Source organism: Parabacteroides caecihominis (assembly GCF_023656785.1).
Taxonomy (GTDB): domain Bacteria; phylum Bacteroidota; class Bacteroidia; order Bacteroidales; family Tannerellaceae; genus Parabacteroides; species Parabacteroides segnis.
This window is the reverse complement of record NZ_JAMOKS010000034.1, coordinates 11,667-24,090: the sequence shown is the minus strand read 5'-3', so window position 1 is coordinate 24,090 and position 12,424 is coordinate 11,667. Positions and strand designations below refer to the sequence as shown.

11 protein-coding genes are annotated in these 12,424 nt (G+C 45.9%); 2 read left to right on the top strand and 9 right to left on the bottom strand.

Going from position 1 to position 12,424, the window contains the following annotated elements:
* On the bottom strand, positions 1 to 519 hold the full coding sequence (locus tag NBH14_RS22395) for a DsbA family protein (RefSeq protein WP_222622139.1): 519 nt from the start codon (positions 517 to 519) through the stop codon (positions 1 to 3).
* 110 nt (positions 520 to 629) lie between these two features.
* Between NBH14_RS22395 and NBH14_RS22390 the strand changes: the two genes are divergently transcribed.
* A complete protein-coding gene (locus NBH14_RS22390) occupies positions 630 to 1,853 on the top strand; it encodes a DUF763 domain-containing protein (protein WP_186961214.1) in 1,224 nt (407 codons plus the stop codon).
* Between the two features lie 479 nt (positions 1,854 to 2,332).
* On the opposite strand, the gene NBH14_RS22385 is transcribed toward NBH14_RS22390, so the two are convergent.
* Positions 2,333 to 2,791, bottom strand: coding sequence for a hypothetical protein (locus tag NBH14_RS22385; protein WP_186961213.1), 459 nt, complete (start codon positions 2,789 to 2,791; stop codon positions 2,333 to 2,335).
* 9 nt (positions 2,792 to 2,800) lie between these two features.
* Complete coding sequence (locus tag NBH14_RS22380; RefSeq protein ID WP_186961212.1) at positions 2,801 to 4,528, bottom strand: trypsin-like peptidase domain-containing protein; 1,728 nt, start codon at positions 4,526 to 4,528, stop codon at positions 2,801 to 2,803.
* A gap of 86 nt (positions 4,529 to 4,614) precedes the next feature.
* Between NBH14_RS22380 and NBH14_RS22375 the strand changes: the two genes are divergently transcribed.
* Positions 4,615 to 5,340, top strand: coding sequence for an MBL fold metallo-hydrolase (locus NBH14_RS22375; protein WP_186961211.1), 726 nt, complete (start codon positions 4,615 to 4,617; stop codon positions 5,338 to 5,340).
* Between the two features lie 90 nt (positions 5,341 to 5,430).
* Here NBH14_RS22375 and NBH14_RS22370 read toward each other — a convergent pair whose 3' ends face one another.
* The 6 genes from NBH14_RS22370 to NBH14_RS22350 form a co-directional block, all read right to left on the bottom strand.
* The gene (locus NBH14_RS22370) at positions 5,431 to 6,615 is read right to left on the bottom strand and encodes an ABC transporter permease (RefSeq protein ID WP_186961210.1); all 1,185 of its coding nucleotides are present in this window, start codon (positions 6,613 to 6,615) and stop codon (positions 5,431 to 5,433) included.
* Positions 6,599 to 7,792: an ABC transporter permease gene (locus tag NBH14_RS22365; protein ID WP_186961209.1), complete on the bottom strand. Its 1,194-nt coding sequence runs from the start codon at positions 7,790 to 7,792 to the stop codon at positions 6,599 to 6,601. The genes NBH14_RS22370 and NBH14_RS22365 overlap by 17 nt, the downstream gene beginning before the upstream one ends.
* A gap of 29 nt (positions 7,793 to 7,821) precedes the next feature.
* Positions 7,822 to 8,817: an HlyD family secretion protein gene (locus NBH14_RS22360; RefSeq protein ID WP_186961208.1), complete on the bottom strand. Its 996-nt coding sequence runs from the start codon at positions 8,815 to 8,817 to the stop codon at positions 7,822 to 7,824.
* 62 nt (positions 8,818 to 8,879) lie between these two features.
* Entirely contained in the window at positions 8,880 to 9,005 is a 126-nt protein-coding gene (locus NBH14_RS28715) for a hypothetical protein (protein ID WP_255502362.1), read from the bottom strand.
* Positions 9,006 to 9,299: 294 nt separating this feature from the next.
* Positions 9,300 to 10,733 carry a TolC family protein gene (locus NBH14_RS22355; RefSeq protein ID WP_186961207.1) on the bottom strand — a complete coding sequence of 478 codons (1,434 nt, stop codon included), beginning with the start codon at positions 10,731 to 10,733 and terminating at the stop codon, positions 9,300 to 9,302.
* A 74-nt stretch (positions 10,734 to 10,807) separates the two neighbouring features.
* Entirely contained in the window at positions 10,808 to 12,025 is a 1,218-nt protein-coding gene (locus tag NBH14_RS22350; protein WP_186961206.1) for an MFS transporter, read from the bottom strand.
* Positions 12,026 to 12,424: the final 399 nt, after the last annotated feature.

Here is a 12,424-nt window from a genome sequence, read left to right as displayed (position 1 = left end):
TTACTTAACGATTAAAGACTCCAGATATTCCAGAAACTCAGAATTCATCCAGTTCCCGTCAAACTGTTCGCCATTGACGAAGAAAGTCGGAGTTCCCTGTACATCATTTTCCAATCCGGAATCGTAGTCATCTTTTACTTTCTGATAGAAACGGTCTTTGCCGAAATCCGTTTCAAACTCGGCTGCATTTATTCCCAGCTTCCTGGCATATTCCAACAGGTAATAATCGTCCAGAGCATTCTGATTCTCGAAAAGAAGGTCGTGCATTTCCCAAAACTTTCCATGAGAAGCAGCGATCTCAGCAGCAATAGCTGCGTGCAAAGCGTGAGGATGCAACTCTGTCAACGGGAAATTACGAAAAACAAATTTAACCTTATCCCCGAGTTTCTTCTGTATATCCTTTACTATATGATAAGCCTTTTTACAATAAGGACACTGATAATCAGCATACTCAATTAATTCTATCGGCGCATTGGCCGGACCTTGAACGTGATCGTTCTTATTTACTTCCAAATACATAGCTGTTACTATTTGATTTCTAATTAATAACACCACAGACTTTTCTTTTGTTGTTTATATTAGCATTTCATTAACTGAACCGATCCTGTTTTTTAGCTATCTTCGCATCTATGAAAAGAGGTACAGCTGATTTACCATTACATTACGGGACTGTTCCACCCTGGTTGGCCGAACGAATGAGCCTGCTTGGCGGAGCTATTGCAGAAGCCATCATCATCGAATACGGACGTCCGGCTTTGTTGCAGCGCCTGAGTGATCCGTTCTGGTTCCAATCGTTAGGCTGCGTGCTGGGGATGGACTGGCATTCGTCTGGTATTACAACGTCTGTTATGAACGCCCTGAGAAAAGCAATCAATTGCCGTTCGGAAGAACTTGGCGTGTATATTTGTGGAGGAAGAGGTAAGTTTTCGAGAGAAACACCTAATCAATTGCTGGAAGTAGCCAACAAAACCGGATTAAACGGGAATGAACTGGTAAGACACAGCAAACTGGCTGCTAAGGTCGATAACACAGCTGTACAGGATGGTTTTCAACTCTATCTGCATACATTTATCGTTACCAAAGAAGGTGACTGGTCTGTCATCCAACAAGGGATGAACCCGAATGAACGCATGGCACGGCGCTACCACTGGCTTTCTTCCTCTTTGCGTTCTTTTATGGAGGAACCTCATACGTCTGTCTGCGGAAGAAATCAGGGATTGATCCTCAACCTGACGGATAAACTCGCGGCTCCGACCAAAGAAGGCATCGTGGAATTGACAAAGGAATCGCCGGACAAACTAATGCGTGAAGTATCCATCATCCTGCCCAACCATCACGAAGTAAAAGCCGAAGACGTAAACCTCAAACGGCTTGGAGCCGCCCTCATCCTGGCACATGAAACCAATGTATCCGATATGGAATCGTTGCTCTTGCTGGAAGGAGTCGGACCGCGCACGTTGCAATCTCTTACATTGGTCAGCGAAGTAATACACGGAACCCCTTCCCGCTTCTCCGATCCGGCACGTTTCTCTTTTGCCCACGGAGGGAAAGACGGACATCCGTTCCCGGTTCCGACAAGCGTTTATGATGAGACTATCGAAGTCTTTGACAAGGCAATCCGTCAGGCACGACTTGGAGAAAAGGAGAAATCGGATGCCTTAAAGAATCTGTCCAAAATATCCCAGGAGATGGAGAAAAGTTATACTCCGAGTAACTATTTCGACGACTGGGTTCAACATGAACGGGATACGTCTTATAAATATGGAGGGAAAACCGTTTTCGGCAATGCTAAAAAGCCGCAAAAGAAAGAGGATAAAGGAAAAGGTGGGATACAGTTAAGTTTGTGGGATTAGAGATTCGATTGTTACTTTTCTCTTGATAGAAAAGTAACCAAAAGATCAAGGCTCAACCGGCTTCACTGCTCCAGTGAAAGACTCCACTCGAAAATCCGAAACTCGCTACGCTCAAACAACGGATTTTCTTTACCGTTCCGTCTTTCACCTACGCGGACGTTCACCCGCTTAGGCCTTTCACAGGAAGCACAGCTTCCTCTTAGGATGGCCGAAACCGATACTTATAAACAAAAACTTTCGGATTTAACAGGTAGTATCAGCAATCCCAGGAGAACGCAAAGCGTTCTATGAAAGGCATCAGCTGATGAGCGTTAAACGAAGCAGCCGCAGAGAGCGTCCGGAGGCTGTGCTGTTTGAGCGAAGCGAGTTCACAGATGACAGCGAACGGAGGATGCGCAGTAGCGAAGCAGGTGCAGCCTTGATCTTTTGCCTACTTTTCCATCAAGGGAAAAGTAGGGTCAATTATTTCTATAATAAATTCAACGTCTCACCAACGTATATTTATAGGCTGTCTCTGTACAATCCTGGATAAATAGTGTATCGCCTTTGATAGCTAACGGATAAGAAGGACTCGTTTCTAAAAACACATCCATCAGATAGGCTTCGTAGCCTGCTCCCGTATCGGCTTTCCGCCAGTTCAGGTCGCCCGGTTCGTCTTTGCCTTCTTCTGTCCAGACGTATTTATCGCCGTTGAACTGGATGAAAGTATTTTCAAACTCACAAAGCTGAGTGGTATTCTGTCCGCTTACCAACTCCCATTTTCCCTCGACCAGCTCTTTGATTTCGGGCAATGACTTATCGAAAAGGGTTGTCTGAACCGTTGTACGAGTCTCCGACTCCTTACTGTCTTTTTGTCCTGACTTACCTTTACAACTACTTGTACCGATCAGACACAAGCCCAAGGCAGCCACAATGAAAATACTTTTTACACTATTCATATCCGGATCTTATTTACAATGTTCCTTTATCAGTCTTTCAGCCAACGGGTCGCCCAGTTCTTTCGCTTTGTTCAGCGCTTCACAGGCTTCCGCTTTCTTTTCCATACGCACGTAACAGATACCTTTCAAACGGTAGCAAGCCGCAAAATCGGGAGCCACTTTCAATGCTTCCTCGATACTTGCCAATGCGTCGGTATAATTTTTCATGCGGACATATACAGATGCCTCTTCCGCCCGATAATCGGGTACATCAGGACTCAGACGAACCGCTTCCTTGATATCAGCCAAAGCACCTTCCATATCACCGGCACGGAATTTTGCCTGTTCACGGTAAAAATAGAAACTACTGCCGACATCACCGCTCATTGCCTTATAATACAGGTCATAATCGGCAATCGCTTCTGCATACTGAGACAAACGGAGTTTCCAGTCTATCCGTTCCAGAATATACTGCCCGGCTTCGGAAGTAAGAGGCAAACCGCATTTGTCAACTGCACCGTCCAGCAAAGCAATCACATCACCGATATTGAATCCGGGAGTATTTTCTTTCGCCTTGGCTGCCCAGTAAAAAGAATTAGGCGATGCCAGGTCACTGTTATTCACGACCATATATTCGCCATAAGCCTGGTCAAATTCTTTCAGGTAAAAATGAATATCACCCGCCAACTGATGGTAAACAGGAGCGTCATCCTCTTCAATAGCCTTTTGGATAGTCTGTTGTGCAACTTGTACACTCCATGCCGGATCAGTCAGCGTGGTATCACCGGCAGACACGCCATAGATCAGTTTCGCTTTATTATAATATACATCCCCTTTCTTATCACTGTATTTGGAAGCTGTTTCAATATCATCCAATGCCAGTTTCAAATAATTAGCCTGTTCGCCCGGAGTAACTGCCAGTTCGGCACGACGTCCGGCATAATGGTTGGCACGGTTCAGATAACCGTCAGCCGAATTCGGGAAAGTTGCAATAAAATCATTCAATGTTTCCAAATATGTTTTTGCATCCTGCGTACTTCCTTTCAGGAACAGAGCCACCTGAGCCTGCTCCACATCTGCCGGCCAGGCTTTCTTGATACCGATATTATTATAAACGGAATTCAGGAAATCGGTCGACGAAACGGCGAGGTTGTTCACATAAGAGGCTGATACAGCATATGATACATCCTTCTTTCCGGAAGCATCGGCCTGTGCCAGTCCGAACACTTCACCTTCGGCATTCAATATCGGCGAATTCACCCGGCCATCTTCCAGCGGAACGGATAATTTATAGTAACTATACGGATCTTTCAGTTTGCTGACTTCCGTGATCGTACCCTGTTCGAAATCTGCTTTCTTTTCAGTCGAATAAGGTAATAAATAAGCGACAGTACCTACAGCCAACGGATCGGCCGCAACCGGCAAAAACTGTACTTTCTTCGGTGTTTCTGCTTTTACCTTGATGACATCATACAATTCATCAGCACCGATTACCCTTGTTACCGGATAAGTTTTTCCTTCCGTATCCGTCACGGTTGCTTTTTCTGCCCCTTTGAATAACTCGTAGGCAGAAAGGACATCTCCCGTTTCAGAGACAAAAATACCGGTACCCGAGGTCAGCTTAGCTCCGTCTTTCCCGTATGTAGTGATTAAAACAACCGCTTTTTTACTTTTGTCCATCCATTTAGGGGCGTTTTTCTGCGCAGTTGCCGGCAATAAGTGGCAACAAATCAAAATAAATAGTAGAATTCGTTTCATTTCTTTTCTCATGTTATCAGATATGCCGACAAATGTAATACTTTATTATCTTTGTACATATTGTCTGAGTATAAAATTATCCGCTTATGAAACTTAAAATGTTATTTCTTATGTGTAGTTTATCAGCCGCCTTCCTCGTTTCCGGCAAAACTTTCGAGACTGACAAGTTCACAACCAAGAATGGAGGAGAACTTGTAATTACGTTCATCAAACACGGTAGTTTGCAACTTACATTCAACGGACATCACATCCAGATAGACCCTGTTTCGGAATATGCCGACTACAACTCTTTCCCGAAAGCCGACATTATACTGATCACCCATGAACATGGCGATCATCTGGATCCGAAAGCAATCAGTGCGCTTGAAAAAACGGGAACGCTGTTAATTGCCAACGAAGCCGGCAGTAAAATCCTGGGTAAAGGAACGGTTATGAAGAACGGGGATAAATTAACCCCTGTCGATTATATGACTATCGAAGCTGTTCCGGCCTATAACACCACGCCCGGACGGGAAAAATATCATCCCCGCCACCGGGATAACGGATATATCCTTACCCTGGGTGGAACCCGTATCTATATCTCAGGCGACACGGAAGATATACCCGAACTGGCAGACTTGAAAGATATAGACATTGCCTTCCTTCCGGTCAACCAGCCGTACACGATGACTGTGCAACAGGCTGTACATGCCGCCGAAATGTTCTCGCCCAAGATCCTTTACCCGTACCATTATGGCGACACAAAGGTGGAAGAGATCAAAGAAAAACTGAAAAACAGCAATATAGACGTACGCATCAGAGAGATGCAATAAACAATAAGGGTGCTTTAATATGTTAAGACAGGTGTTTTGACGATGAAATAAGGGACTTTCATAATCAAAACACCTGTCTTTTTCAGAGTGTCAACGGAATGACTTCCGTATATTATACCGATACGCCCAACAAGCCAATACGAAATACACCGCACATTGACCCCATAAGGTGACATATTCCGTATGGATCTCTGCCATCGAGGCTCCCATCGAATTTAATTTAACGTAGGCGAGGGTTGCGGGTGCTGCCGGAATCAGGAAATGCGATAACTTCCAGTACCAGGGCATCAGTTCCAACGGATAAGAGACGCCGGACAGGAAGATCAACCCGACCGAAAAGAAAGCGATCATCAGCAAAGGGGCATCCGAATCGGTAAAGATAACGGAAGCTGTCAGGCCAAAGAAACTCGTCGCCATCAGGAAAGGAATCAGTAACATGATTATATTCCATACATTACCGATATCCGGCAAGTCGAATATCAGCGGGATCAATCCCAGCAGGAAAAGCGAAAAGACGGCATACAGCATCATATACACAAATGTCTTTCCGATCACAAGGCGTCCGGCTTGTCCGAAGGTCGGGCGATACACCTGCAACAGTTTGAACTGCCGTTCCTCCCCGCTGACCATCCCGATCACCATCAATAAGGTCTGAAACATGATAACGATCAGCACAGCCGGGATCAGGTACGTCCCATATCCTTCCGTATAATTATACAAGGCGGTTCCGGCTACATTGATCGGTTTCGCTACTGATAATTGTGTAGCAGCCTGGCTGGGGAGAAATACCACCATTTCAGGCCGGTAGCGGTCGTTCAGCGCCAGCATCGAACCGGCCGACGCTTCCTGCATCGCCAGGTAGTTGAGGAATGCATTGGTCGTTTCATACATGATAAAGACCGACTCGTCACCACGGGAAACCCGGTCGGTAAAGTCGTACGGCAAATATAAAATGCCGGCAGCTTCATCCATTTTCATCAACTCCTGTGCCTGCGGATAATCCTCACCGGTAGCAATCACGTCGACCTGCGGAGTGGCATTCAGCAAACGGATATACTCGCGGCTCAACTCCGTTTTCGAATTATCCACCACGACAACCGGGACATTGCGGACCACATCAGGTGCGTACATATAATTATATAGCAGACCGTACATAAATATCCCCCCCATCAGCACCAACACGATAGCGAAACTGCCTGAGATGGTTTTGAACTCATTCAAGATAATGGACGATATATTGTTCAGACCTGCTTTTATGTTATTTGATATTTTCATACTTATGACTTAATATTGCACTTTTTAAATGCGGTACCATCAGAAACGCAACCAATATAAAACAGAACAACGCGCTGAAGTTCCACCAGGTATAGGCAAACCCATAATCGCCGTACAACAGGTTCTGATTGATCTCCACGAAATGACGCACCGGAAACAGGAAAGAAGTATAATAGACCGGTGCATACATGGCCGGAGCCGGAAACGTAACACCCGACAAGGTTGCCCCCAGCGAACCGACCATCGACACGATACTGATAATGATGCTGATTGCCGGAAAAAGGGAGAAAAGGAACACCGCCAGAGCCTGGGATGCGATCACGAACAGGACAGAGGTCAGGTTCAACGGCCAGAATCCACAGGAGAAAGGTATATTCATCAGACCGAACATAACATAATTAGCCAGGATGCTCATCAGGGAAAAGATGATGGTGTAAGGCAATAATTTTCCGAAAAGGGCGGTTACCATATTCATCTTCGCCGTTGCCAGCCAATCGTCACCGGTACGGAACTTTATCTCACTTCCCACCGCATAAACCGTCGTAAGCAAAATCAACACCTGAAAGAAGATAAAGAAGAACGGATTGCTCAGATAAACGGAATAATCCAGGTCCGGATTGAATAACGGATGATTCTGTGCCCGGATAGGGACCAGGAAGGTCGACACTTCTTTCTGGCTAATTCCCATTGCCGTAGCCTGCACCACGATCGGAGCCATCGAAAAGGTGCGCAGCAGACTTTCGAAAGCCCCTCTGACCTCTCCGCCGACACTCAACAAAGCATAATGATAATAATAGGATAAAGTAGCCTGCCTCCCACCCGTCACGTCTTCCTCAAAACGGTTCGGGATAACCAGATAGCCATATATTTCTTTGGCTTGTGTCGCTTTCCGTGCGGTTTCGGCATCCGCATAATGATGCGTGACACGGAAAGTCGGAACAGCTTCGACCTGGCGGGTCAATTCGCGGGATAAAGCAGTCTGGTCCTGATCGACAATACCTACCGGAATATTCTCCATCTGCCCGTTACCGAAGATCGTGGACATAAAGAAGATACAGAACAGCGGCAACACGATGCAGACCCCGAAATAGAGCCTGCGTGAAACCATCCGCCTTAATTCGCGCCGCATGACGCGAATGAATTGAAAATTAAAAATTGAAAATTGAAAATTTCTCATAGCAACTATGTTTTAATAATTTTCAATCTTCAATTTTCAATTTTCAATTCCACCAAGACCGACATGCCGGGACGCAGTCCATCGACCGGCTTTACCGGAAGGGCATGTATCTCGAACGTCCTCAAATCATAACTTCCGGTCTGCTTTGTGGATTTCCAGGTAGCGAAACTACCCAGCGGACTGACATAGTTGATCTTGAACTCAATATCTTTTGCGGCAATAGCCGGCACGTCGGCAAGAAATGTTCCGCCCATCTTAAATAACGGCAGACGGTCTTCACGGACATTCAGCACGACATGTGCATCATCCAGTACCACCAGGTTCATGATCGGCATTCCGGCACCGACCAACTCTCCACGTTTCGGGAAAATAGTCGATATCTGGCCGGATTCGGGAGCAACCAGGCGGGCATCCTGCAAGAGGGCTTCTACCTCGTTGACTGTACCTTGGGCGGCAGCCACCAGTGAACGGGCACTTTCCTTATCCTGTATCCGGGCACCGTCGCGAGCCATCTGGTATTGTTCATAGCAAGCGCGTTCGTTAGCCACGGCTGCATTATAAAGCGCTTCCACCTCATCTTTTCGCTGGGAGGTGACTACGCTGTCTTTATAAAGGGCCTGGATACGGTCGTAAGTCGTTTTTGCCAGTTGTAAATCCGATTTTGACTTGTTCCATAATTGAAGGACGGAGGCAACGATTTGTTTACGGGTTCCTTCGTCGATTTTCTGGTGCTGGTACTTGGCTATATCTTCCAAGGCATTTACCTGCTGGTATTTAGCCATCGCTTCCGGACTGTTGATGACGACAAGCGTATCGCCGGCTTTTACATGCTGCCCCTCTTTCACAAGGAAAGTATCGATACGCCCAGGGAGCTTTCCGGAGATACGTATTTCGGTAGATTCAATCTGTCCCTGAAGGATAACCGGCTTTTTCTTCAGCAACAGCATCCCCACAGCGGATATGATGATAACGGCGATCAGTACCACTATAAAAGAGATCGTCAGGTATTTCTTAGTCTTGTCCATAATTATTTGTGTTTATTGTTAATTCAATTATTGATATTACTTTTCTCTTGAAAGAAAAGTAATCAAAAGTTCAAGGCTGCATCTGCCTCACTACTCAGCATCCTGCGTTCGCTGTCGTCTGTGAACTCGCTACGCTCAAACAGCACAGCCTCCGGACGCTCTCTACGGATGCTTCGCTTCACGCTCACCAGATGAGGCCTTTCAGAGGAAGCGATGCTTCCTTTTATGATCGCCGAAACCGATACTTATGTAACAGACTGACATCTATATAGCAAACGGTATCGGCCATCCTAAGAGAACGCTTCGCGTTCTTTCCAAGGCCTCAGCGGGTGAACGTCCGCGAAGGGGGAAGACAGAGCGTCCGGAGCATCTGCTGTTTGAGCGAAGCGAGTTCAGATGCGACAGCGGAGTCTTCCTCCGGAGCAGTGAAGCCGGTGCAGCCTTGATCTTTTTGGCTACTTTTCCATCAAGGGAAAAGTAGATTAAATTATCTCCGTTATCCCTTCCACCCTATATTGCTGGAATGCTTCCGGAATGCCGCAGATAGAAAGCAAGTTGATCAATGCCACATCATACTGGTAATAAGCCAACAGGAAAGCGGTCTTTACCTTTGACAGCATTACCTCGGCATCGACCACCTCGGTTGAAGTTGCCATTCCTTCCTGGAAGGATTTCTGACGGATACGGACCAGTTCCTCACTCATTTCCAGGGTTGTATTCAAAGCCTTTACATTGTCGAGGGCATTCTGCAACTGAGTATAATATTTATCTACACCGACTTTCAGTTCGGTGACCGCCTTGTCCTTTCCTATCGCCAAAGTCTGGCTGGTCAGACGGGCCTGACGTATCTTTTTCTCCCGGTTCAAACCGTCGAAGATATTCCAGGTAAAACCGACACCGATCATCGTGCGGGGCATCAGGTATTTATCCACTCCATTTGAATAAAGCGTCTGTTTTCCGAATAAGGCAATAGTGGGAAGGTATCCGGTACGACCTATCTTCAATTCGTTGCCAGCGATGTTTTGCTGTAGTTTCAACTGGTTCACCATATAGTTGTTGACCGGTACCAGTTCTTTGAAATAATCGGCTGAAGGAATATTCTCATTGATGAAAAGGGAAGTTGTCGTGCTGATCTCCTTATCGGCATCCAGATCGATCAGGCTTTTCAGCGCCTGCCCGGCTACTTCCAGGTCTTTGCGGGCGGAATCCAGTTCACGTTTGGCCTCATCCATGCTCACCTGGGCAAAAAGACGTTCCGCACGATTGATCATCCCGTTCTGTTCCAGTTTGAGAGCCTGGTCATAATGGGTTTTCAGGGAATTATACGTAGCTTCTTTCACGGCGACAACACGTTGCCCGAGACGCAAACCGAAATAACATTCAACCAGTTTCGATTGCTGGTCGGCATTAACTTGTTCACGGTTTACCTCAGCGATACCGACCATTGTTTTCCCGATCTTACTGGCGAAAATACGTTTACCGCCGGTAAACAGGGGCCAGGTTACATTGGCGTCGATAGAAGTGATATTCTGCGAAATAAGCGGCAGCGTCAACGTGTTCTGACCGATCTTATCCAGGATGGAAGAGATAAACTGATCATCGGGGATGATGGAATGGACAAAGTCTTTTGCCGGGTCGGTGAACTGGTTAAGCGGCTGTTTGACCTCGATAGGATTCGACATATGCACAAAAGCGCCGGCCGCTCCAACCGAAGGATACCAGAATGAGTTCAGTTTCTGATGCTCGTTCTTTGCCAGTTCAACCTCCTTCCCTGCCATCCGGATACTACGGTTTCCTTTCTGAAGCAGTTCCATCGACTGTTCCAGAGTCAGGTCTATCGTCTCTGTCTGGGCAGAAGTAATGGCAGGAAAAAGAAACAGCAAGCCAATACTGAAATGCGTTAAGTTATTAATCATAAATACGTTTAAATTTAGTTTGAGCGAAATTTATGATTAATAACAACACCCTCTCGGGGATTGTTCAGCGGGAATTAACTTCCTTTTTCCGAGGCTTTCTTCAAGTCCGGTAAAAACCAGGTCACCAGTCCGATCAGCGGCATATAACCACACACATTATAAACCGTCTCGATACCATACTGATCGGCCAGATTCCCCAGCACAGCCGAAGCGATCCCCGCCACCCCGAAGGCAAACCCAAAGAACAAACCGGAGATCAGTCCTAATTTATAAGGCAATAATTCCTGTGCATATACCAGAATTGCCGGAAAAGCAGACGATAATGTCAATCCGACGCAAAAACTCAGAACTGCCGTCAGATATAAACTATGTACATGCGGCATTAACAGAGAAAAAGGAGCCGCACCGAGAATGGATGCCCAGATAACATATTTACGTCCTACCTTATCACCGATCGGACCGCCCATCAAAGTTCCCAGGGCAGTCGCTATCAGAAAGAGGAACAGGAACAACTGCGATGACTGAACGCTCACATCGAACTTCTCTATCAGATAGAAAGTATAGTAACTGTTCAGGCTTGCCATATAAATATATTTGGAAAAGATAAGGATCAACAGGATGGATATGGAGAATATCGTTTTCCCCAGCGGCAACGGCATTTCGATATGATGTTTCGAAGTTCCGACATCTTCACGTTTAAACCGCAAAAGCAATCCCTTGTACCAACGTCCTACCGAAGTCATGATCAGGATAGCGACGAAAGCCAGAATAGAGAACAAGGCAATATGACTCCGTCCGTAAGGTGCCACCAGGATAGCGACCAATAGCGGTCCCAGCGATCCTCCCAGGTTTCCCCCCACCTGAAATAATGACTGTGCCAGTCCTCTCTTCCCTCCCGACGCCAACGACGTCAGCCGCGAAGCCTCCGGATGGAATATCGACGATCCCACTCCAATCAAGGCCACAGAACACAAAACCCAGGGTAAAGAACCGGCAAATGCCAGGCTTAGCAAGCCGATCAACGTAAAACTCATCCCGATCGGTAACGACCACGGGGACGGATGTTTGTCAAAATATAATCCGGTAAGTGGCTGAAAAACCGATGCCGCCGATTGGTAAACCAGTGTAATCAACCCGATCTGCGCAAAATTCAATGCCAGATCATCTTTAAATAACGGATAAACAGCTGTAATTACAGATTGCAGTGAGTCATTTATACAATGTGATATGCTCAATGCCACTAAAATACGGAAGGTAATCCCACTTGCCGATTCAACCTTATTTTGTCCCATTTGTAAACCTTATTGCCTATTGAGCTGCAAAAGTACATATAAAATAACGGACAAGGAACCATCCTTTCATTATAATCAGGTAAAACGGATGATCTAAAGTGTTAAAAACAGACAGAGTTCAATTGTAAAAATTCCTCAATTAACATTTATAATTATTGCAATATACAGACAACTCGCTTTGATTCATAAAGCGACACCTGCATTAACACAGGGCTTTAACAAAACTTTTCTTTCAGTTCTTTTTGATTCTTTACGTAAATTGCCGTGAGCCAAATAGACTTATAGTTGTTTTATCGTTGAACAACTAAACAAAAAGCATGAATAATGAGATTTAAACTTTAGAGCTGCGCCGGAGATGAAAGGTAATCTTGTATCCATCTCTCCCGAAACCTACGCCAA

Bases quoted from the DNA above. Each gene is read 5' to 3' on its own strand.
- NBH14_RS22375 (WP_186961211.1), top strand. From the start codon at position 4,615: ATGAAACTTAAAATGTTATTTCTTATGTGTAGTTTATCAGCCGCCTTC.
- NBH14_RS22370 (WP_186961210.1), bottom strand. From the start codon at position 6,615: ATGAAAATATCAAATAACATAAAAGCAGGTCTGAACAATATATCGTCC.
- NBH14_RS22365 (WP_186961209.1), bottom strand. From the start codon at position 7,792: ATGAGAAATTTTCAATTTTCAATTTTTAATTTTCAATTCATTCGCGTC.
- NBH14_RS22360 (WP_186961208.1), bottom strand. From the start codon at position 8,817: ATGGACAAGACTAAGAAATACCTGACGATCTCTTTTATAGTGGTACTG.
- NBH14_RS22380 (WP_186961212.1), bottom strand. From the start codon at position 4,528: ATGAAACGAATTCTACTATTTATTTTGATTTGTTGCCACTTATTGCCG.
- NBH14_RS22385 (WP_186961213.1), bottom strand. From the start codon at position 2,791: ATGAATAGTGTAAAAAGTATTTTCATTGTGGCTGCCTTGGGCTTGTGT.
- NBH14_RS22355 (WP_186961207.1), bottom strand. From the start codon at position 10,733: ATGATTAATAACTTAACGCATTTCAGTATTGGCTTGCTGTTTCTTTTT.
- NBH14_RS22395 (WP_222622139.1), bottom strand. From the start codon at position 519: ATGTATTTGGAAGTAAATAAGAACGATCACGTTCAAGGTCCGGCCAAT.
- NBH14_RS22390 (WP_186961214.1), top strand. From the start codon at position 630: ATGAAAAGAGGTACAGCTGATTTACCATTACATTACGGGACTGTTCCA.
- NBH14_RS22350 (WP_186961206.1), bottom strand. From the start codon at position 12,025: ATGGGACAAAATAAGGTTGAATCGGCAAGTGGGATTACCTTCCGTATT.